Source organism: Brevundimonas sp., from assembly GCF_965278935.1.
Taxonomy (GTDB): Bacteria; Pseudomonadota; Alphaproteobacteria; order Caulobacterales; family Caulobacteraceae; genus Brevundimonas.
The window spans coordinates 2,313,378-2,333,517 of sequence record NZ_OZ257124.1 but is presented as its reverse complement, the minus strand read 5'-3'; the positions used below and the strand labels follow the sequence as shown (position 1 = coordinate 2,333,517).

The window sequence follows — 20,140 nt, the reverse complement described above, 5'->3', positions numbered from 1 at the left end:
CGATGTTTCATGTTCCGCGTACCGCCGGAAATCATCCCCGGCTCTTCCTCGGTCTGATCGCGGCTGTCGTCCTGATCGGCGGCGCAGGTCTCACGGCCGCCCTGACCAGCCGACCGCTGCCGACCGCCTCCGATCGTCTCGCCGCCCTGCCGCCGCGTCCGCCGGTCGAGGTCGTCGAAAGCCTGCCCCGGTTGGCCGCCCGCCTGCAACGCGAGGCCGAGGCCGGCCGCTTCATGGGCGCGGTCCTGGTCGCGCGCGGCGACGAGATCCTGTTCCGTCAGGCCTATGGGACCGCCGACGTCGCCACGGGTGCGCCGCTGCGGATCGGCTCGCGCTTCCGCCTCGCCTCGATCTCCAAACAGTTCACCGCCGCCGCCATCCTGAAGCTGCAGGACGACGGGAAGCTGACCATCGGCGACCCGGTCTGCCAGTGGATCCAGCCATGTCCCGCAGCCTGGGCGCCGCTGAAGATCCACCACCTGATCTCTCACACCTCGGGCATCCCAGACCTGATGGCTCGTCCCGGCTGGGGCAATCGTCGCACGACCCCGGCGACGCTCGACGAACTCACAGAAGATTCAAAGGCTTTCCGCCTGTCGTTCGAGCCGGGAACCAAGGTCCGCTACAACAACGCCGGCTTCAACCTGGCCGCGGCCATCGTCGAAAAGGCCAGCGGCCAGCGCTTCCCCGACTATCTGCGTACGACCTTCTTCGAGCCCCTGGGCATGACCGACACCGGCTTCGATGACGACAGCGACCTCGGCATCGTCACCGGCCACGCGACCTTCCCCGAGGGGCTGACGGCCCAGCGCAATCCGAACGTCTCGATCGTCGCCGGTGCCGGCGCCCTCTATTCGACGCTGGATGACATGCTGGTGTGGGAGCGCGCCCTGAACACCGGCCATGTGCTCAGCGCCTACAGCTACGCCCAGATGATCATGGACCACTCTCCGGCCGACCAGCCCAACGAGCGGGGAGGGCGGCCGCACCGCGCCTGGGGCTATGGCCTGATGGCCAACCGGCTGGGCACGCGCGTCACGCCCGCCTTCCAGGACTGGGAAATCTATCACACGGGCAGCTGGTCGGGCTTCCGCAACATCGAGGTCTGGCAGCCGGACAAGCGGATCGCCGTGATCGTCCTGTCGAACAACTACCACCAGCAGAAACAGGTCCTGCTGATCTCCCAGCAGGCCATGGCCGAGGCGCTCGGCCACGCTTTCCCGACGGCGCTGGCGGACGACTAGGACCGCTTCGCCGCCTTCGTCGGATCGCCCAGCTCGGCGTTCAATTCCAAGGCCGCACGCGTGAGGGCGGTGACTGTCGCCGGGTCCAGCGTCTCGCCCTCGACGAGGCTGGCCGAGGCCATCTCGAACTGGCCGCCGGCCTTCAGCTTCGGCTCACGATCCAGCAGCCGCTGACCGCGCCACAGGCCGAACAGCACCCGCTTGCCCTCGGCGCGGATCAGACAGACGGGCCCGTTCGAGAGGTAGACGAGGTGACCCCATTTGATGACCTCGTCCATCGGTCCCGCCGCCCGGACCGCGGCGCGCAGTTCGGCGACGCGGTCCTTCTGCCAGCCGTTCAGGCCATCGACATAGGCGTCGGGACTGGCCGCGAGGGCGGACTTTTCCATCAGCGCAGGATCGGGAAGACGGCCCGCACGCGCGCGTCCCGCAGCCACAGCCCGCCCCACATGATCAGGCCCAGATAGACGCTGAACAGGGTGTGGCTGAACAGAGGGTTGTCGACCCGCAGGTTGGTGGCCAGCGCGCCGCCGAGGTAACCCATCATCAGGACGGCGCCGAACGCGGCCGTGCGCGGGATCAGATAGAGCACGAGGCAGGTCAGTTCGATGATCCCGAGCAGCAGGGTCTTGTCCGGGGTCCAGCCGGACGGGCCCATGTTGGCCGCCACCACGTCGGGCATGAAGAATTTCGGATAGATCGAGGCGCCCAGCATGAACAGGGCGAACAGGCCGGTCAGCACGCGACCGGTCCAGACCATGGGAGAGGCCTTCATCACTCGAAACCCCGCATGTGGGCCGGGCGCCAGTCGGCGGACGGCACGGCGTTGATCATCCATGGGATGCCGAATTTGTCGGTGAAGTTGCCGTAGCCCGGCGACCAGAAGGTCTCGCCAAAGGCCATCTGGACCTGGCCGCCCTCGGACAGGCCGGCGAACACCCGCTTGCACTCCTCGATGTCCTTCGAATGGAAGGTGACGTCGAAGCCGTTCTTGGGCTTGTCGATGTTCGGGCCGAACTCCGGCGGGATGTCCGCGCCCATGAGCGCGTAGTCGCCGACCTGCAGCCAGCAGTGCATCAGCCATTCCTTGTAGTCCGGCTTAATCGGCATGTCGGGCGGGCCGTCGCCGAACGGGAAGGCGGCGGTGATTTCACCCCCCAGAACCGTGGCGTAGAACTCGAACGCTTCGCGACATTGCCCTTTGAAGCTCAGGCTGGTCACGATCATGGACTTGTCCGGCATCGTATCACTCCTTCGTTTATCGGTTTTCTATCAGGCGGCGGGCGCGACGTTGAGCATCCAGGGCACGCCGAACCTGTCGGTCCAGCCGGCGAAGCCGCGGGACCAAGGCGTCTCGGCGAAGGGCATCCTGACCTCGCCGCCCTCCGACAGGCCGTCGAAAACCCGGCGGGCTTCCTCCACATCGTCGAAGTGAAGCGTCACGTCGAACCCGTCCTTGGGCTTCGTCATGTCCGGCGCATAGGCGGGGTGCATGTCCGAACCCATGATCGCCTGATCGCCGACCTGCAGCCAGCAATGCATCAGCCAGTCCTTGATCTCGGGCGGGTTCGGCATCTCGGGCGAGCCTTCGCCGTAGGGCATGGCGGCCGTGATCTGTCCGCCCAGAACGCCCGCGTAGAAGTCGAAGGCTTCGCGGCAGTTTCCCGGGAAGCTCAGGCTCGTCACGATCTTCATCGTCGTCTCCTTCAGTCGGGGTTGGCGGCCAGCCAGGCTTCCAGCCGGTCGGCGGTGGAGGTCCAGCCATGCCTGTGGCCGGTCAGGCTCTGCTCGGACTTCAGCCCCTCGTGGGTGAAGTCCATCCGGGTCCGGCCGTCGGCCGTCTCGGCGAGGCGGACCGTGACCAGGGTGTCGACGGGAGGTCCGTCCTCGTGGCTCTCGTCCCACTTGAAGGTGAAGACGATCCGCTCGGGGGCGACGATCTCGCGATAGGTCCCGCCCTGCCAGAGGTCCTCTCCGGTGGTCGGCGAGCGCAGGCAGATGCGCCACTCGCCGCCGACCCGGAAGTCGGCCGTTGCGGACACAGCGGGCCATTCGACCGGCCCCATCCACAGGACCAGGATTTCCGGGTTGGACCAGGCGCGCCAGACCAGCTCGCGCGGCGCATCGAAGACGCGCTGCATGTTCAGGGTCGGGCGGCCCAAGTCCTTGGAAGCCTGGGCTTCGGCGACGAGGGTGCTCATCGGATCAGAAGGTTTTCACGATTTCGGCCAGCTGGTCGGCGACCGTGCCCCAGCCCTCGTGGAAGCCCATCTGCTCGTGTTGCTTCATCGTCTCGGCGTTCCAGTGACGGGCCGTGGCCGTGTATTTCGTCTTGCCGTCGGCGGTCGGCTCCATGTCGACCTGGGCGACCATGAAGGGCTGGCCGGCGGGCTTCCAGTCGGAGGTGAAGGCGTCGGTGGTGATGATCCGGCGGTTCGGCACGACGTCGAGGAAGACGCCCGAGTTCGGGAAGACCTCGCCATCCGGCCCGTGCATGGTGAAGTTGAAGCGGCCGCCGACGCGGGGTTCGACGATCGGATCGACGATCTTCCACGGCTTGGGCGCGAACCACTGGGCCAGGATCGCCGGGTCGGTATAGGCCCTGAAGACCTTCTCCGGCGATGCGTCGATGATCCGCTCCAGCTTCAGCTCGAAAGCGTGCGCGGCGCCGTCGGTGTCGCAGGGATTGTCGTTCGGGTGGGTCTCAGTTTCGTTTGCCATCGTCGTTTCCTTTCTGAATCTTGCGAAGATAATCTTCCAGACGGTCGAAGCTCTTGTCCCAGTAGCGGCGGTAGTGTTCCAGCCACTCGGCCATGCCCTTCATGCCCATCGGCTCCAGTCGGGCAGGGCGCCACTGGGCCTCCTTGCCGCGGGATATCAGCCCGGCCTTCTCCAGCACCTTCAGATGTTTGGAGACCGCCGGCAAACTCATGTCGAACGGTTCCGCCAGGTCGCTGACCGAGCACTCGCCTTCGGTCAGCCGCGCCAGGATGGCCCGACGGGTCGGGTCGGCCAGGGCGGCGAACTTGGCGGAGAGGGGATCGGTCTGCATGGCGGGTTTCGTGTTGAACTGATCGGTTAAATGAACCTGTCGGATCGTGTTGTCAACCGTCCGGTTAAATAGATCGACGGAACACCGCCGCCGCCGCGTCGTTCATCGGGCCAGCCCGGAGAACACCATGCGCGCCGTCGTCCTGAACTGCACCCTCAAGCCCTCGCCCGGCGTCTCCAACACCGAGGCCCTGGCCAGGGTCGTCATCGCGGAGCTGGAGAAGGGCGGGGCCGAGGTCGAGATGATCCGTCTGGTCGATCTCGACATCAAGCCGGGCGTCAGCGCCGACGAGGGTGATGGCGACCAGTGGCCCGACATCGACAGGAAACTGAAGGCCGCCGACATCGTCGTCTTCGCCACCCCGACCTGGCTGGGCCAGATGTCCAGCATCGCCTTGCGTGCGCTCGAACGCATGGACGCCTGGTTCGGGGAAACCGACGACACGGGCCGCCCCGTCGCCTTCGGCAAGGTCGCAGGCATCGTCATCACCGGCAACGAGGACGGCGCCCACCATATCGTGGCGACCATCTCCCAAGGCCTGATCGACATGGGCTTCACCATCCCGGCGCAGAGCTGGACCTACTGGCACCTCGGCCCGGGACCCGGCCCCGACTATACCGAGACCGATCAGGGCCACGACTATTCCGACCGCGTCGGCCGCAACGCCGCCCGCAACCTGATCGCCCTGTCGAAGGTGCTGAAGCCCGACACCTATCCGGTTCCGGAAAGCGGCGAAGCGGATTAGGTTCGGGCCTCACCCGCTGGAGGCCTCCATGTTCGCCGCTCTCGCCTTCGCCGCCGCGCTTCAGGCCACCCCCGAAGCCGAGGTCGCCGCGGTCCTCGACCAGTTGAACGTCGCTTCGGCCGCCGCCGACGCCGACGCCTATTTCGCCCTATACGCCCCCGACGCCCGGTTTGTCGGCACGGACGCGGGCGAGCACTGGACGCGCGAGGAACTGCGCGGCTACGTCGGCCCCTATTTCGCGCGCGGTCAGGGCTGGTCCTATCCGGCCACGTCGCGCGTCATCACCATCGCCCCGATCCAATGCCGCTGCATCGCCTGGTTTGAGGAACAGCTGACCAACGACTCCTACGGCCGCACGCGCGGTTCCGGCGTCATGCGGCTGACAGACGACGGCTGGAAGATCGAGCAGTACGTCCTAAGCCTCGCCGTCCCCAACGATCTGGCCAGCCCCATCGCCCGCATCATCAAGACCTACGAAGCGGCGAAGGCGACCGCCCCCTGATGGAATTCCACGAAGAGGCCTTCGTCCTGTCGGCGCGGGCCCATGGCGACACCGGGGTGGTCGTCGACCTGCTGACCGAGACCCACGGCCGCCACGCCGCCTTCGTCGCGGGCGGAGCGTCGCGGCGCATGAAGCCCTTCCTGCAGCCCGGCGCCCGGGTCATCGCCGATTACCGCGCCCGCACCAGCGACCACCTCGGCTCGGCCCGTCTGGAGCCGGTGGGGGAGGGACCCAGCGCCCTGTTTGACGACGGACTGGCCCTGACCGGCCTCGCCGCCGCCGCTGCGGTGGCCCAGGGCGCCCTGCCCGAACGCGAACCCCACCCCGGCGCCTTCCTGGCCTTCGAAGCCCTGATGACCGCCTTCCAGATCCCGTCCGTCTGGCCCGCCATCTTCGTGCGCTTCGAGGCGGGCCTGCTGGAGGATCTCGGCTTCGGCCTCGACCTCAGCCGCTGCGCCGTCACCGGCACGATGGACGACCTGATCTGGGTCAGCCCCCGCACCGGCCGCGCCGTCTCGCGCGAGGCCGGCGCCCCCTATGCCGACAAGCTGCTGAAACTGCCGCCCTTCATGCTGGGCGCCCAGGCGGGCCTCGGCGAGGGCGACGTCCGCGCCGGCCTCGACCTGACCGGCCATTTCCTCGAACAGTTCGTCTTCCACCCCCAGAACAAGCCGATCCCTTCGGCCCGCGTCTGGATGGTCGACAAGCTGGCGGAGCAGGGGCGGTTGTAGCGAAGATCTCCCTCCCCCTCCGGGGGAGGATGGCTGAGCGCAGCGAAGCCGGGTGGGGGGCAAGGCGAAACATCACAGGCCCGCATCTGGATCGCCCTGCCGCCCCCACCCCGTCGCTTCGCGACGACCCTCCCCCGGGGGGGGAGGGAGAGACCTCGACAGCTTGCTCGCCCGCTCCTAATCCTCCCTGCAAGGAGCACCACCCATGAAAGCCATCCTCGACCAGCTCGAAACCCGTCGCGAAGCCGCGCGTCAGGGCGGCGGCCCCGCCCGCATCGCGTCCCAGCACGCCAAGGGCAAGCTGACCGCCCGCGAGCGGATCGAGGTCCTGCTGGACGAGGGCTCGTTCGAAGAGACCGACATGTTCGTCGAGCACCGCTCGCATCAGTTCGGCATGGAAACCCAGCGCGTCCCCGGCGACGGCGTGGTCACCGGACGCGGCACCATCGGCGGCCGTCTGGTCTATGTCTTCTCCAAGGATTTCACGGTCTTCGGCGGTTCTCTTTCGGGCGCGCACGCGGCCAAGATCGTCAAGCTCCAGACCATGGCCCTGACCAACGGCGCCCCGATCATCGGCCTGTTCGACGCCGGCGGCGCCCGCATCCAGGAGGGTGTCGAGAGCCTCGCCGGCTATGCCGACATCTTCCTCCAGAACACCCTGGCCTCCGGCGTCATCCCCCAGATCAGCGTGATCATGGGTCCGTGCGCGGGCGGGGACGTCTATTCCCCGGCCATCACCGACTTCATCTTCATGGTGAAGGACACGAGCTACATGTACGTGACCGGCCCCGACGTGGTCCGCACCGTCACCAACGAGGTCGTCAGCCACGAGGACCTGGGCGGCGCCCGCGTCCATGCCGGCAAGTCGGGCGTCGCCGACGGCGCCTTCGAGAACGACCTGGAGGCCCTGTCGGAGGTCCGCCGCCTGATCGGCTTCCTGCCCCTGTCGAACCGCGAGAAGCCGCCGGTCCGCGACAGCTATGACGACCCCGACCGCGACGAGGCCTCGCTCGACACCCTGGTCCCGGCCAATCCGAACCAGCCCTATGACATCAAGGAGCTGATCCTGAAGACGGTCGACGAGGCCGACTTCTTCGAGATCGGCGCCGATTTCGCGAAGAACATCGTCTGCGGCTTCGGCCGTCTGGACGGCCAGCCGATCGGCATCGTCGCCAACCAGCCCCAGGTCCTGGCCGGCGTCCTCGACATCGATTCCAGCCGCAAGGCCGCCCGCTTCGTCCGCTTCTGCGACGCCTTCGGAATCCCGCTGGTGACCTTCGTCGACGTGCCCGGCTTCATGCCCGGCACGCGCCAGGAGTACGGCGCCCTGATCAAGCACGGCGCCAAGCTTCTGTTCGCCTATGCCGAGGCCACGGTGCCCAAGCTGACGGTCATCACGCGCAAGGCCTATGGCGGCGCCTATGACGTGATGAGCTCCAAACACCTGCGCGGCGACGTCAACTACGCCTGGCCCTCGGCCGAGATCGCCGTCATGGGCGCCAAGGGCGCGGTCGAGATCATCTTCCGCAAGGAAGCCGGCGACCCCGAGGCCCTGGCCGCGCGCGAGGCCGAATACAAGGAACGGTTCGCCAACCCGTTCGTGGCTGCCGGTCTGGGCTATATCGACGACGTGATCATGCCGCACGGCACACGGCGCCGGCTGATCCGGGCGCTACGGACGCTGAAGAACAAACAGCAGACGAACCCGTGGAAGAAGCACGATAATATTCCGTTGTAGAGAATGATCTCCTCCACCGTCATCGCCGCTTTCGCTGACGTCTCGCCTGAAGGTGGGGCGAGGGTTCGTGCAGCCCGCGCTGAGGATACGGAGCGGGTAAAGCGCATGCTCGCGGTCGGTACGTCGGACTGGGCGGACGAAGACATCGATCTGGTTATGTCACGCGCCCAGACCACTCTCGGGGGTCCCGAGACATTTAAATGGATATTGCCGGCTTGGCTGGAGCGGAGTTCAGCTAGGCCGGACGGCGGCTGGATCACGGTGTCAGAGGTGCTCGCGGACAAATTGGATCGAGCCGGATTCGACGATTGGCCTCGGGGCCAGCGGGATGTGGTCCTACCAATGTTGGCGGAGTGGTTGACGGCGCAAAAGGCCGCATGCGGCGATGAGGTCGCAGGATACGACCCAGATCAGGACGCCGTGTTGCGGCAATGGATTGAGGCGCGCAGCGTCTGACCAACCTCCTCTTCCTCTGCTCCCGCAACCGCCTCCGCTCGCCGACGGCCGAGCAGGTGTTCGCCGCCTGGCCGGGGGTGGAGACGGCGTCGGCCGGGCTGGCGCCCGATGCGGACGAGCCCTGCACCGACGAACTGGTGGAATGGGCCGACCTCATCTTCGTCATGGAACGCGCTCACCGCGCCCGGCTCCAGAAACGGTTCCGCAAGAGCCTGAAGTCCGCCCGCGTCGTCTGCCTCGACATCCCCGATGACTACGGCTTCATGCAGCCGGAGCTGGTGGCCTTGCTGGAGAAGACCGTGGGGCCGCGCCTGCGCTAACCCTGTCCTTCTCCCCTTGCGGGAGAAGGTGGCAGCCGAAGGCTGACGGATGAGGGGTCACACCGGCGAATGAAGTGAGGGTTGAACCAACGCTGAGGTTTGACATCGGCACGACCCCTCATCCGACCTCGCTTCGCTCGGCCACCTTCTCCCGCAAGGGGAGAAGGGTTAAAATAACCTATGGATGAATGGCTGCAGGGTCGCGCGAAGGACATGCGGCGGGAGCCGGTGCTCTATGAGCGTCGCCTCTGGAAGCTGCTGCGGGATCGCCGGCTGGACAGCCTCAAGTTCCGGCGGCAGGTCGTGGTCGGTCGCTATATCGCCGACTTCGTCTGCCTGCGTCACCGTCTGATCGTTGAAGCGGACGGGCCGACGCATGACGCCAGTCTTCACGATGCCGAACGCGACGCCTTCCTGCGCGAGCAAAATTTCCGCGTGTTGCGCTTCCCGAACACGGACATCGAGAACCGGCGTCACGAAGTTGTCGCGGCTATCCTTGCCGCCGTGAGCGGCGATCCTGGCTGAGGCGGCCCTTCTCCCCTTGCGGGAGAAGGTGGCAGCCGCAGGCTGACGGATGAGGGGTCGTACTGGCGGCTGGAGTGAGTTGAGCCAGCGCTGACCTTCGACGTCCGCGTGACCCCTCATCCGACTTCGCTTCGCTCAGCCACCTTCTCCCGCAAGGGGAGAAGGAAAAGGGAGCGATACCCATCAACGGATCGTCCCAATCCGCCTTTGAAATCAACGCCCGGCGCTAATTAGAGCCCGTTTGTCCATCACGCCCTGAAACGCCCGCATACTGGTCGTTCCGCGACGAGAAGGGACAGGGTCAATGAATGCATCCGGACTCGCCGGACTCGGCGAACTGTATTTTTCCAGTCCGGGTCACCGACGTCCCACCGCGACTCTGTCGACTCTGTCGAGTCTATTTTGGAGTCGCGCGGCTCAGCTCAGCCGCTTCAGCCCGGCCCGCAGCCCATCCCCCTGGCCGTCCAGACCCAGCTCGATCTCGCCATGCATCGCGCGCCAGATCGGCGTCGCCGCCGCCAGCAGGGCGCGCCCCGCATCGGTCAGCCCGACCCGCCGCCCGCGCCGGTCCTTCGCATCCACCGCCATGACGACGGCCCCCATCCGCTCCAGCGGCTTCAGGTTGGCGGTGACCGTCGACCGGTCCATGGCCAGAAGGGTGGCGATCGCGCCGATGGTCGGCGGCTCCGGCCGGTTCAGGCCGTTCAGCAGGGAGAACTGGCCCGAGGTGATCCCGACCGGCCGCATCGCCTCGTCGAACCGTCGCGACAGCGACCGCGCCGCCCGCTGCGCATGCAGGCACAGGCAGTGGTCGCGGATGTGCAGGGTGGTGGCGAAGGGCTCGGGGACTTGTGACATCGCCGCCAGTATGTTGATATCAACCTAATCGTCAATGAAGACGTCCGGGAGAGAAACCATGAACCGTGTCACCGCCTTCAAATGGGTCCCGCCGTTCGCCCAAGGCTCGGTCCGCGACATCCGCGTCCGCTGGGCGCTGGAGGAGGCGGGCATCCCCTATGGCGACCATCTGATCGGGCCCGAGGAGCAGGCCTCCCCCGATTTCCGGGCGATGCAGCCCTTCGGCCAGGTGCCCGTCTATCGCGACGACAAGGTGCAGATGTTCGAGAGCGGGGCCATCGTCCTCTATATCGCCCAGACTTCCGACGCCCTGATGCCCGCTGACGAGGCGGGCCGCGCCATGGTCCTGACCTGGCTGTTCGCCGCCTCAAACAGCCTGGAGCCTTGGGTCGGACAGCTGGCCGGCATCGACCTGTTCCACGCGCAGGAGGCCTGGGCGCAGGAGCGCCGGCCCCAGGTCGAGGTGTTCGTGAGGAAGCGTCTGGCGGATCTGCAGACGGCGCTCGGTGACCGCCAGTTCTTCGCCAACGGCGCCTTCAGCGCCGCCGACATCATCATGACCCATGTCCTTCGCGACCTGCGTCACACGACCCTTGTCGCGGAGTATCCGGCCCTGGCCGCCTATGTCGCCCGCTGCGAGGCGCGGCCCGCCTTCCAGCGCGCGCTTGCCGACCAGCTGGCGCCGTTCAGGGCCGCCGAGGCGAGACAGCCGGAGCTGGCGAAGATCTGACCGGCGACGGAGTTTACTCCGCCGCCTTCTTCGCGGCGGGGGCCTTCTTCGGTGCGGCCTTCTTCGCGGCCGGCTTCTTGGCTGCAGGCTTCTTCGCAGCAGCCTTGGGCGCCGCCTTCTTCGCCGGAGCCTTCTTGCCCTTGGACGGGGCGGCGAGGGCCCGGGCGGCCAGCAGGGGCACGGCCACGTCCATCGTCATGTCCTCGGGCGCCGTGCCCTTGGGCAGGGTCGCGTTGATCTTGCCCGACTTCACATACGGCCCGAAACGGCCGGCCATGACGTGAACCGGTTCGCCCGTCTCCGGGTGGGCGCCGAGGTCCTTGAGGGGAGCTGTGGCGCCGCCCCGGCCCTTGAACCCGCCGGCCCGCTTCTCGGCCAGCAGGACCACGGCGCGATTCAGGCCGATCTCGAACACCTCGTCGATGTCCGCGACATTGGCATAGGTGCCGGCGTGCAGGATGAAGGGACCATAGCGACCCAGACCCGCGGTGATCGGCTTGCCGTCCTCGGGGTGGTCGCCCACGGGACGCGGCAGGCCCAGCAGACGGACCGCCTGGTCCAGCGTCAGCGACGCCGGGCTCCAGCCCTTGGGCAGGGAGGACCGTTTCGGCTTCTCCTCGCCTTCCACGGCCGTTTCGACATAGGGGCCGAAGCGTCCGATCTTCAGCTGCACCGGCAGGCCGGTCGCCGGATCGACGCCCAGCTCCCGATCGCCGCCCTCGGCGCCGCCGTCGGCCGCATCGGGCGCCGCCACGGGCCGGGTGAACTTGCAGTCGGGGTAGCGCGAGCAGCCGACGAAGGCGCCGAACCGGCTGGTCTTCAGGCTCAGCTGGCCCTGATGGCACAAGGGGCATTCGCGCGGGTCCGACCCGTCTTCCTTCATCGGGAAGATGTGCGGCCCCAGGCTCTCATTCAGGGCGTCGAGGATGGCCGTGGTGCGCAGTTCGCCCGCCGCCTGGGTTGCGACATGGAAGTCGCTCCAGAACTCGCGCAGCAGCACCTTCCAGTTCAGGTCCCCGGCCGAAACCTCGTCGAGGCGGGTCTCCAGTGCGGCGGTGAAATCGTATTCGACCCACTTGCGGAAGAACTGCTCCAGGAAGGCCGTCACCAGCCGTCCCTTGTCCTCGGGATAGAAACGGTTCTTGTCCATGCGGACGTATTCGCGGTCACGCAGGGTGGTCAGGATCGAGGCGTAGGTCGAGGGCCGTCCGATGCCCAGCTCTTCCAGCTTCTTGACCAAAGTGGCCTCGGAGAAGCGCGGGGGCGGCTCGGTGAAATGCTGTTCGGTGCGGATCGCCTCGACCTTCGCCTTCGCGCCTTCCTTGAGCGCGGGCAGACGGGTCGAATCGTCGTCCTCATCGCTCTCGGCGCCCTTCTGCTTCTCGTCGCGGCCTTCCTCGTAGACGGCCAGGAAGCCGTCGAAGGTGACGACCTGGCCGGTGGCGCGCAGGCCGGTCTGGCCGTCGGGCGTCTCGACCTCGACCGTAGTCCGGTCCAGGCGCGCGGCCTCCATCTGGGACGCGACCATCCGCTTCCAGATCAGTTCGTAGAGCCGCTGCAGGTCGCTCTCGAGACGCAGGCTGTCGGGGCGGCGCGCGATATTGGTCGGGCGGATCGCCTCGTGCGCCTCCTGGGCGTTCTTGGCCTTGGTCTTGTAGTAGCGGGCCTCGGCCGGGACAAAAGCGGGGCCGAAGGTCTCGCCGATGACTTCGCGGGCCTGGGCGATGCCCTCGGGCGTCGTCTGGACGCCGTCGGTCCGCATATAGGTGATGAGGCCGCCGGTTTCGTCGACGCCCTCGTACAGCTTCTGCGCCGCCCGCATGGTTCGCTGGGCGTCGAAGCCGAGCTTGCGGGACGCCTCCTGCTGAAGCGTGGAGGTGGTGAAGGGCGGGGAGGGGAAGCGGCGGACCGGCTTCTTCTCGATCGACCGGATGGTGAAGTTGCCGGCCTTGATCGCGTCTCGCGCGGCGAAGGCCACGGCCTCCGACGGGATGTCCAGACGCTGGATACGTTTACCCTCGTGCTTCACCAGACGGGTCGTAAACGGCGGGCTGTCGGCGGCCAGATCGGCCTCGATCGACCAGTATTCCTGGGCCTTGAACCGCTCGATCTCCATCTCGCGGTCGACGACGATGCGCAGGGCGACCGACTGGACCCGGCCGGCCGACCTTGCGCCGGGCAGCTTGCGCCACAGCACCGGCGACAGGGTAAAGCCCACCAGATAGTCCAGCGCGCGGCGGGCCAGGTAGGCCTCGACCAGTTCCATGTCGAGCTGGCGCGGATTGGCCATGGCCTCGAGTACGGCGGCCTTGGTGATGGCGTTGAAGGTGACCCGTTCGACGTGGGTGTCCTTCAGCGCCTTCTTCTTGGTCAGGACGTCGAGCACGTGCCAGCTGATCGCCTCCCCCTCGCGGTCGGGGTCGGTGGCCAGGATGACGCGGTCGGCGCGCTTCGCCGCCTCGGCGATCTCGGAAAGACGTTTGGACGCCTTGGCGTCGACCTCCCATTCCATGGCGAAGTCCTCGTCCGGCTTCACCGAGCCATCCTTGGACGGCAGGTCGCGAACGTGCCCGTAGGAGGCGAGAACCTCGAAGTCGGGACCGAGGTATTTATTGATGGTCTTGGCCTTTGCGGGGCTCTCGACGATGACGAGATTCATTACGGCTCAGTCTGGGAGGAGGGGTGTGGAACGTGGTCAGGGTTGCGAACCCTGTCAACCGGGCGGAACCGTTCCGCTCATTCTCTCGTTAAGATTGTCAAAATACCTGAAGTTGTATTCATTGTCCGGCAGGGTAAGGGAGAGAGCCATGGCGGTGCAGCGCGCGAGCGAGGCGGCAGGAGAAAAGCCGAGCAGGGCGACGCAGCAGGAGGCGGCGACCGAGTTTCCGGTGCGCGAATACATCTCCGCAATGGCGCTGGAACTGGCCCAGATGGCGCGATGGGACGGCGACGACGTGCTGCAGAAACTTCTGGAAAGCGCTTCAGCACTGGCAAGCAAGCCGTTGGACCGACCTGCCACGCAGATCGTCGATCCCGGTCGGCGGCGGCCCGCCTAGATCGACGCCGATCCGCCCGGAAGCAGTGTCGCCCGTCCGGTCAGGCTGAGTTCCAGCAGGGCGGCGGCCACTTCCCCGATCGGAGCGTTCAGGGCGCGCGCGATTTCGTCCCGCGGCGTCGGCGTTGGAGACAGCAGACTGGCGACCCGGTCGAGAAAGGCGGTGTCGATCTCGTCCGGGACGCCGTCGAACGGATGGTCCGCCACTGGCTCTCGCAGGGTCCTCAGGGTCCCGAAGGCGCGACGGACGTCATCGACGCCCTCGCACAGGATCGCGCCCTGACGGAGCAGTTCGTTGGGACCTTTCGAGCGCGGATCGAGCGGCGAACCCGGCACGGCGAAGACGTCGCGCCCCTGTTCATTGGCCAGACGTGCGGTGATGAGGGACCCCGACCGCAACTCGGCCTCGACGACGATCACGCCGCGCGACAGTCCGGAGATGATGCGGTTGCGACGGGGGAAATCCCGCGCCTGGGCCCGGGCGCCGACGGGGCTTTCGGAGACGACGCAGCCCTGTTCCACGATCTGGTCGTAGAGGCCTGCGTTCTCGGAGGGGTAGACGTCGTCGATCCCGCCGCCGAGGACGGCGACTGTGCCGGTCTCAAGCGATCCGGCATGGGCGGCGGCGTCGATGCCCCGGGCCAGACCCGAGACGACGACGAATCCGGCCTGACCCAGTTGCTGGGCGAGGCCGCGCGCGATCCGCTGGCCTCCGGCGGACGCGATCCGGGCGCCGACCATGCCGACTGCTTCCCGGGAGAGCAGGGCGACGTCGCCCCGGGTCCACAGAAGAGGCGGCGGAGGATCGACGGCGGCGAGCATCGGCGGGTAGGCGTCGTCGCCCAGAACCAGAAGCACGGCCCCGACCCGATCACCGGCGGCCAATTCCTGTTCGATGTGCTCGACAGGCGGAAGACTGTAGCCGTGACCGCCGCCTTTTCGTATCAGGTCGGGCAGGGCGTCCAGCGCACGCTCCGCGCTTCCGAACCGGTCCAGAAGCTGGCGGAAGAAGACCGGGCCGACCCGTTCGGCGCGTGCGAGGCGCAGGCGGGCGAAGCGCTCGGCTTCCGGCAGGCTCACGTCTTCGCGGCCCCGATGCGGGGTTCAGCCCCCTTCAACAGGCGGCCGATGTTCTCGTGGTGGCGGATGTAGATCAGGATCGCCGTGACGATGGCCAGGACGAAGATCGGCTGGGCCGCCGGCAGGCCGAGGGCAGGTAAGGGCAGGAGGGCGTAGAGCGGCGCGGCGGCGGCGGCGATCAGGGCGGCCAGCGAGGAGTACCGCAGGGCGAAGGCGACGATCAGCCAAGTCGCGCCGGCCATCAGACCCAACGGCCAGCAGGCGGCGATCAGCAGGCCGAAGAAGGTCGCGACGCCCTTGCCGCCCCTGAAGCCCAGCCAGACGGGAAACAGGTGGCCGAGGAAGGCGGCGCCGCCGGCGATGGCTCCGGCGACCTCCGATCCGAACAGATGACGGGCGATCAGCAGGGCGGCGGCGCCCTTGCCCGCGTCGAGCAGCAGGGTGGCCAGGGCCAGGTCCTTGCGACCGGTGCGCAGCACATTGGTCGCGCCGATATTGCCGGAGCCGATCTTGCGCACGTCGCCGGCGCCGGCGGCGCGGGTGATAAGCACGCCGAACGGGATGGAGCCCAGCAGGTAGCCGCCGACGGCGACCGCCGCGAGCGTGCCCAAGGCTGGCGCCACAAGATCCTGCAACCGATTCTCTCCCCGATAGGCGTTGGCTGAGACCATGCGTCGGCCCGTCGGCGCGGGCAAGGGATGCGGCTGTCTTACGCCCGTCGATCCGGAGGGCTATGAGGACGGCCCCGATCGTACAGGTTACCCCATGACCCGTTTCCTCGCCCCCTTGCTGATGACCGCCCTTCTGGCTTCCGGGTGCGCGGCGACCCCGATGCGAAGCCCGTCGAACGCGCCGGCGCTGGCGGCCTATTTCGACTGTGTGCGACAGGGCGGCGGCGTGGGCATCTCCGCTCACCGGGCCCAGTCGGCCGACGATCAGCCGGAGAATTCCATCGCCGCCATCGAGGCGACAGGCCGGGCGATTCCCGGCGCGATCCTAGAGATCGATGCGGTCCTGACCCGCGACGGCAGGCTGGTGCTGATGCACGACGAGACGATGGAGCGGACCTCGACGGGGACGGGCCGGGTCGCTGACCTGACCTTTGCCCAGGTGCGTGCGGCGCGGCTCAAGGCAACCGACGGCCATGTGACCGACGCCCCGCCGCCGACCCTGCGCGAGGCGCTCGACGCCGCTGGTCGGGTCGAAGCCATCGCCAGCATCGACCTGAAGCCCGCTGACGAGGCGGCGACAGTCATCCTGGCGCGGGCCGTGATCGCGGAGGTACGGGCGGCGGGCGCTCAGGACCGGGTTATCCTCATCACCTATACGCCTGAGACTGCGCGCGCCGTTGCGGCTCTGGCGCCCGAGATGATGATCTCCGCCGGACTGGATGACGTCGCAGGTCTGCAAGGCCTGAGCGCGCCACAGATCCTGGCCTGGACCGGGACGCGGGAGGTGCGGCCGGCGCTGTGGCGGTCGCTGGCGGAGGCGGGCGTTGAGGCCCAGTTCGGTACGCTCGGCGCGCCGGGCCGGCGGTTGGACGACCAGTATGCCGCGGACGGCGATCCGTTGGAGTATCGGGACCTGTTCGATCAGGGCGCGGTGATCATCGCGACGGATGCGCCTCTGGTGGTCAAGTCGGTGCTGGCAACCCAGGTCGCCGCGGCTGAACGATGCCCTCGCTGAGGGCCGGTTTTCCTTAACGGCCCGTTCAGCCTGAGTTCATGCCGGGACGACGAAACTCATCCTCAAGGTCGGGCCTCGCGCGCTTCACCCCGCGCATCCCATCCAAGGAGGAGTGCTATGAAGAAGACCAATCTGTTCGTCATCGGCGCTGTGGCTCTGGCCACGCTCGCCGCCCCTGTCGCTGCGTCGGCCCAGTCCTGGCGTGGCGGAGACCGTGACCGCGACGGCCGCTACGAGCGCTGGGAGCGTCGTTCGGACCACAATCGCTGGGACGGCGGCCGCTACACGGACCGCGAACGCTACAACGACTGGCGCCGCGGCCAGCGTGACCAATATCGTGACAACCGCCGTTACTATCGCGGTGCGACCCTGCCGTACGAGTATCGCAGCCGCTGGTACGTTCGCGACTATGACCGCTACGGCTGGCGTCAGCCCCCGCGCGGCTATGGCTACTACCGCACGGACACCGGCGACGTCGTGATCGCAGCGCTGGCCACCGGCGTCATCCTGTCGCTGCTCGGCAACTAGACGCCGTCCGATTGAAGAAGAGGCCCGTCCGGAGCGATCCGGGCGGGCCTTTCTTCGTTTTCAGGCCGCATGAATCCACCCCGTCACAGAGTGTCGGGGCGCGGTCGCGAGCCGCGAAACCACGGAAACCGCATGGACCTGAGGCACGGCAAACACATTCAGTGCGTTGAACCGCGGCACATATCCCTCCGCGACATGGCCGTCCTCATCCAGAAACATCAGCACGCCGCCCTGATCCGCACGCCAGTCCGGCGTCAGGTTCAGGACGTAGGCGTAGAGCCTTTTGGCGTCGGGCAGTTCGTCCGCGTGGGCGCTGGCGAAATGACCCGGGAGATAGCGGGTCGCCATCACGTCGGCCCTGACGATTCTCGTATCGCCGGTCAGTCGACGAAAGAAATCCAGAAACGCAGGCGCGTTGACGAAGTCATGGATCGCCCGCATCGGCGCGGCGACGACGCCCCCCGCATCCAGTTGCGAACTTATGCGGATCTTGTCGAAGACGTATTTGATGTGGTCGGTGGAGGAATCGACCAGCGAATGCTCCAGCGCAATCCGGTCCGCCTCGGTCATGGCGTCCAGTTCCGCCATGGTGATGTCGACGTCCTGATCCGCCGCCAGGTGGATGCACCGCACCCAATCGTCGGCCTCGACGAGGGTCTGGTGCAACTCCCGCGCCGAGCGGGGCGTGAGGATCTCGGGCACATGCAGCCGCCGATGCGCCGCGAAGGCGTCGCGCCAAGCGTCGGGGCGCAGCGTGCCGTTCATTCGCAGGGTCGGCGGCTGATCGGCACGCATCCCGGTCTCAGAGCCCCAGCCTGGCCTTCAGAATTTCGTTGACCGAGGCCGGATTGGCCTTGCCGCCGGTGGCCTTCATGACCTGGCCGACAAACCAGCCGAGGGCCTGGGGCTTTTCGGCGACGGCGGCGGCCTTGTCGGGGTTGGCGGCGATCAGGTCGTCGACGGCCTTTTCGATGGCGCCGGTGTCGTTGACCTGGACCAGGCCGCGCGCCTCGACGACCGTGCGGGGCGAGCCCTCGCCGTTCCAGACGTGGTCGAACACTTCCTTGGCGATCTTCGAGGAGATGACGCCCTCCTCGATCAGGGCGACCAGTTCGGCCACTTGCGAGGCGGGCAGGGGGCTTTCGGAGAAATCCTTGCCGGCGGCGGCGAGGCGAGCCGACAGCTCGTTCGTGACCCAGTTGGCGACCAGCTTGGCGTCGCGGCCCTTGGCGGCTTCCTCGAAATAGTCGGCCTTGGCCTGTTCCGAGATCAGGACGACGGCGTCGTACTGCGACAGACCGTAGTCCGCCATCAGGCGGCGGCGCTTGGCGTCGGGCAACTCGGGCAGGTCGGCCTTGATGGCGTCGATCCAGGCCTGTTCCAGCTCCAGCGGCAGAAGGTCGGGGTCGGGGAAGTAGCGGTAGTCGTTCGCCTCTTCCTTGGAGCGCATCGAGCGGGTCTCGCCGGCCGTGGGGTCGTAGAGGCGGGTCTCCTGAACGATCTTGCCGCCGTCCTCGAGGATCTCGATCTGGCGACGGGCCTCGTAGTTGATGGCCTGGGAGATGAAGCGGAACGAGTTGACGTTCTTGATCTCGCAGCGGGTGCCGAGGAACTTGAAGTCCCCGGTCTCCTTGAACTTCGCGTAGTTCCCGGCGCGGCAGACCGAGACGTTCACGTCGGCGCGCAGATTGCCCTTCTCCATGTCGCCGTCGCAGGTGCCGAGATAGATCAGGATGGTGCGGATCTTCTTGACGTAGGCGACCGCCTCTTCCGGCGAACGGATGTCGGGGCGCGAGACGATCTCCATCAGGGCCGTGCCTGCGCGGTTCAAATCGACATAGGAGGCGACGGGCGACAGGTCGTGGATCAGCTTGCCCGCATCCTGTTCCAGGTGCAGTCGCTCGATGCCGACGTTGAAGAAGGAGCCGTCCTCGGCCTCGACCTCCACCACGCCCTCGCCGACGATGGGGAAGTAGAGCTGGGAGATCTGATAGCCCTGGGGCAGGTCGGGATAGAAATAGTTCTTCCGGTCGAACTGGCTCTTGCGATTGATCGCGGCGTTGAGGCCGAGACCCGTCTTTACGGCCTGTTCGACGCAATGCCTGTTCAGGGTCGGCAGCATGCCGGGGAAGCCCGCGTCGATCAGCGACACCTGCTCGTTGGGGCCCGCGCCGAAGCCGACGGCGGCGCCGGAGAACAGCTTGGCCTTCGAGGCCACCTGGGCGTGGATTTCCAGGCCCATGACGATTTCCCAGTCGCCGGTGCGGCCCTGGATCAGTTTCGAGGAGGAGAGGGTGTCGGTCATCCGGCTTTCCTAGCGCCGCGTGCGGCGCAGCGAAAGTTCCTGTCTTGAGCCTGTCGCGATTTGCAGGTCATCTGGCCGCCTCACCCTCAGGAGTGTCTCCATGATCAAGACCGTCTTCGCCGCCGTCGTTCTCGCGGCCGTTTCCACCACCGCCTTCGCCCAGACCGCTCCGGCCCAGGATCACGCGGCCCACGCCGGTCACGAGGCCCACGCCTCCGCCCGCCCGACCATCGAAAGCTCGATCAAGGACCTGCTGGCCAACCCCGAGACCGCCGCCGTGATCCAGAAACACCTGCCGGGCGTCGCCCAGCATCCGGCCCTGCCGCAGTTCCAGGACTATACCCTGGCCCAGGTCGCCCCGATGTCGGGCGGCGCGGTCACCCCGGCCATCATCGAAGCCATCGACACGGATCTGAAGGCCCTGCCGGCGACCTGAGCCGGGCGCGGTAAAATGATCCCTCCCCCTCGGGGGGAGGGAGACTGCCGGGCACACGTCATCGCTCTTCCGCTGTGAACGGGTGGGGAAGTCGACGGAGCCCGGGCGGTCGCCCGGAACCGGGATGGCCCCCTGCTTTCGCGTTACGG

25 protein-coding genes are annotated in these 20,140 nt (G+C 67.2%); 12 read left to right on the top strand and 13 right to left on the bottom strand.

The genetic code is table 11. The annotated features are described in order from the left end of the window. The first annotated feature begins 2 nt into the window (after positions 1-2). Entirely contained in the window at positions 3-1,244 is a 1,242-nt protein-coding gene (locus tag ACQY68_RS11780) for a serine hydrolase domain-containing protein (protein WP_428149618.1), read from the top strand. Here ACQY68_RS11780 and ACQY68_RS11775 read toward each other — a convergent pair. The 7 genes from ACQY68_RS11775 to ACQY68_RS11745 are packed head-to-tail and all read right to left on the bottom strand — an operon-like array spanning position 1,241 to position 4,296. After that, positions 1,241-1,633, bottom strand: a complete 393-nt coding sequence (locus ACQY68_RS11775) for a DUF1801 domain-containing protein (RefSeq protein ID WP_428149617.1) — start codon at positions 1,631-1,633, stop codon at positions 1,241-1,243. The genes ACQY68_RS11780 and ACQY68_RS11775 overlap by 4 nt on opposite strands. After that, positions 1,633-2,019 carry a DoxX family protein gene (locus tag ACQY68_RS11770; protein WP_428149616.1) on the bottom strand — a complete coding sequence of 129 codons (387 nt, stop codon included), beginning with the start codon at positions 2,017-2,019 and terminating at the stop codon, positions 1,633-1,635. The genes ACQY68_RS11775 and ACQY68_RS11770 overlap by 1 nt, the downstream gene beginning before the upstream one ends. Beyond that, entirely contained in the window at positions 2,019-2,486 is a 468-nt protein-coding gene (locus tag ACQY68_RS11765; protein ID WP_428149615.1) for a VOC family protein, read from the bottom strand. The genes ACQY68_RS11770 and ACQY68_RS11765 overlap by 1 nt, the downstream gene beginning before the upstream one ends. 30 nt (positions 2,487-2,516) lie before the next feature. Then, positions 2,517-2,939, bottom strand: a complete 423-nt coding sequence (locus ACQY68_RS11760; protein ID WP_428149614.1) for a VOC family protein — start codon at positions 2,937-2,939, stop codon at positions 2,517-2,519. 11 nt (positions 2,940-2,950) lie between these two features. Beyond that, entirely contained in the window at positions 2,951-3,445 is a 495-nt protein-coding gene (locus tag ACQY68_RS11755; protein WP_428149613.1) for an SRPBCC family protein, read from the bottom strand. Between the two features lie 4 nt (positions 3,446-3,449). Then, positions 3,450-3,965 carry an SRPBCC family protein gene (locus ACQY68_RS11750; protein ID WP_428149612.1) on the bottom strand — a complete coding sequence of 172 codons (516 nt, stop codon included), beginning with the start codon at positions 3,963-3,965 and terminating at the stop codon, positions 3,450-3,452. Further along, positions 3,949-4,296: an ArsR/SmtB family transcription factor gene (locus tag ACQY68_RS11745; protein WP_309627163.1), complete on the bottom strand. Its 348-nt coding sequence runs from the start codon at positions 4,294-4,296 to the stop codon at positions 3,949-3,951. Before ACQY68_RS11745 ends, ACQY68_RS11750 begins: the two co-directional genes overlap by 17 nt. Before the next feature lie 127 nt (positions 4,297-4,423). Here ACQY68_RS11745 and ACQY68_RS11740 point away from each other — a divergent pair, with 127 nt between their 5' ends. The 6 genes from ACQY68_RS11740 to ACQY68_RS11715 all read left to right on the top strand — a co-directional run bounded on the left by ACQY68_RS11740 (position 4,424) and on the right by ACQY68_RS11715 (position 9,313). Continuing rightward, positions 4,424-5,041, top strand: coding sequence for a flavodoxin family protein (locus ACQY68_RS11740; protein WP_428149611.1), 618 nt, complete (start codon positions 4,424-4,426; stop codon positions 5,039-5,041). 28 nt (positions 5,042-5,069) lie between these two features. Further along, on the top strand, positions 5,070-5,543 hold the full coding sequence (locus tag ACQY68_RS11735; RefSeq protein WP_428149610.1) for a nuclear transport factor 2 family protein: 474 nt from the start codon (positions 5,070-5,072) through the stop codon (positions 5,541-5,543). Further along, entirely contained in the window at positions 5,543-6,274 is a 732-nt protein-coding gene (gene recO / locus ACQY68_RS11730; RefSeq protein ID WP_428149609.1) for a DNA repair protein RecO, read from the top strand. Before ACQY68_RS11735 ends, recO begins: the two co-directional genes overlap by 1 nt. 205 nt (positions 6,275-6,479) lie before the next feature. After that, the gene (locus tag ACQY68_RS11725; protein ID WP_428149608.1) at positions 6,480-8,012 is read left to right on the top strand and encodes an acyl-CoA carboxylase subunit beta; all 1,533 of its coding nucleotides are present in this window, start codon (positions 6,480-6,482) and stop codon (positions 8,010-8,012) included. Between the two features lie 512 nt (positions 8,013-8,524). Continuing rightward, the gene (locus tag ACQY68_RS11720; protein ID WP_428149607.1) at positions 8,525-8,788 is read left to right on the top strand and encodes a low molecular weight protein tyrosine phosphatase family protein; all 264 of its coding nucleotides are present in this window, start codon (positions 8,525-8,527) and stop codon (positions 8,786-8,788) included. Positions 8,789-8,968: 180 nt separating this feature from the next. Further along, positions 8,969-9,313: an endonuclease domain-containing protein gene (locus ACQY68_RS11715; protein ID WP_428149606.1), complete on the top strand. Its 345-nt coding sequence runs from the start codon at positions 8,969-8,971 to the stop codon at positions 9,311-9,313. A 417-nt stretch (positions 9,314-9,730) separates the two neighbouring features. On the opposite strand, the gene ACQY68_RS11710 is transcribed toward ACQY68_RS11715, so the two are convergent. Then, a complete protein-coding gene (locus ACQY68_RS11710; protein ID WP_428149605.1) occupies positions 9,731-10,171 on the bottom strand; it encodes a MarR family winged helix-turn-helix transcriptional regulator in 441 nt (146 codons plus the stop codon). A gap of 58 nt (positions 10,172-10,229) precedes the next feature. Here ACQY68_RS11710 and ACQY68_RS11705 point away from each other — a divergent pair, with 58 nt between their 5' ends. Beyond that, on the top strand, positions 10,230-10,901 hold the full coding sequence (locus ACQY68_RS11705; protein ID WP_428149604.1) for a glutathione S-transferase family protein: 672 nt from the start codon (positions 10,230-10,232) through the stop codon (positions 10,899-10,901). A gap of 13 nt (positions 10,902-10,914) precedes the next feature. Here the strand turns inward: ACQY68_RS11705 and topA are convergent, their stop codons facing one another. Further along, positions 10,915-13,560, bottom strand: a complete 2,646-nt coding sequence (gene topA / locus ACQY68_RS11700; RefSeq protein ID WP_428149603.1) for a type I DNA topoisomerase — start codon at positions 13,558-13,560, stop codon at positions 10,915-10,917. Between the two features lie 148 nt (positions 13,561-13,708). Between topA and ACQY68_RS11695 the strand changes: the two genes are divergently transcribed. After that, on the top strand, positions 13,709-13,957 hold the full coding sequence (locus ACQY68_RS11695; RefSeq protein ID WP_428149602.1) for a hypothetical protein: 249 nt from the start codon (positions 13,709-13,711) through the stop codon (positions 13,955-13,957). Here the strand turns inward: ACQY68_RS11695 and dprA are convergent. Both dprA and plsY read right to left on the bottom strand, forming a co-directional pair. Beyond that, complete coding sequence (dprA, locus tag ACQY68_RS11690; RefSeq protein ID WP_428149601.1) at positions 13,954-15,036, bottom strand: DNA-processing protein DprA; 1,083 nt, start codon at positions 15,034-15,036, stop codon at positions 13,954-13,956. The genes ACQY68_RS11695 and dprA overlap by 4 nt on opposite strands. Further along, complete coding sequence (plsY, locus tag ACQY68_RS11685; RefSeq protein ID WP_428149600.1) at positions 15,033-15,671, bottom strand: glycerol-3-phosphate 1-O-acyltransferase PlsY; 639 nt, start codon at positions 15,669-15,671, stop codon at positions 15,033-15,035. The genes dprA and plsY overlap by 4 nt, the downstream gene beginning before the upstream one ends. Before the next feature lie 130 nt (positions 15,672-15,801). Here plsY and ACQY68_RS11680 point away from each other — a divergent pair, with 130 nt between their 5' ends. Beyond that, complete coding sequence (locus ACQY68_RS11680) at positions 15,802-16,722, top strand: glycerophosphodiester phosphodiesterase family protein (protein WP_428149599.1); 921 nt, start codon at positions 15,802-15,804, stop codon at positions 16,720-16,722. 117 nt (positions 16,723-16,839) lie between these two features. Further along, on the top strand, positions 16,840-17,250 hold the full coding sequence (locus tag ACQY68_RS11675) for an RcnB family protein (RefSeq protein WP_428149598.1): 411 nt from the start codon (positions 16,840-16,842) through the stop codon (positions 17,248-17,250). A gap of 60 nt (positions 17,251-17,310) precedes the next feature. On the opposite strand, the gene ACQY68_RS11670 is transcribed toward ACQY68_RS11675, so the two are convergent. Both ACQY68_RS11670 and gatB read right to left on the bottom strand, forming a co-directional pair. Beyond that, a complete protein-coding gene (locus ACQY68_RS11670; protein WP_428149597.1) occupies positions 17,311-18,045 on the bottom strand; it encodes a 2OG-Fe(II) oxygenase in 735 nt (244 codons plus the stop codon). A gap of 7 nt (positions 18,046-18,052) precedes the next feature. Beyond that, on the bottom strand, positions 18,053-19,555 hold the full coding sequence (gene gatB / locus ACQY68_RS11665; protein ID WP_428149596.1) for an Asp-tRNA(Asn)/Glu-tRNA(Gln) amidotransferase subunit GatB: 1,503 nt from the start codon (positions 19,553-19,555) through the stop codon (positions 18,053-18,055). Between the two features lie 100 nt (positions 19,556-19,655). On the opposite strand from gatB, the gene ACQY68_RS11660 reads away from it, so the two are divergent. Further along, positions 19,656-19,991, top strand: coding sequence for a hypothetical protein (locus ACQY68_RS11660; protein WP_428149595.1), 336 nt, complete (start codon positions 19,656-19,658; stop codon positions 19,989-19,991). Positions 19,992-20,140: the final 149 nt, after the last annotated feature.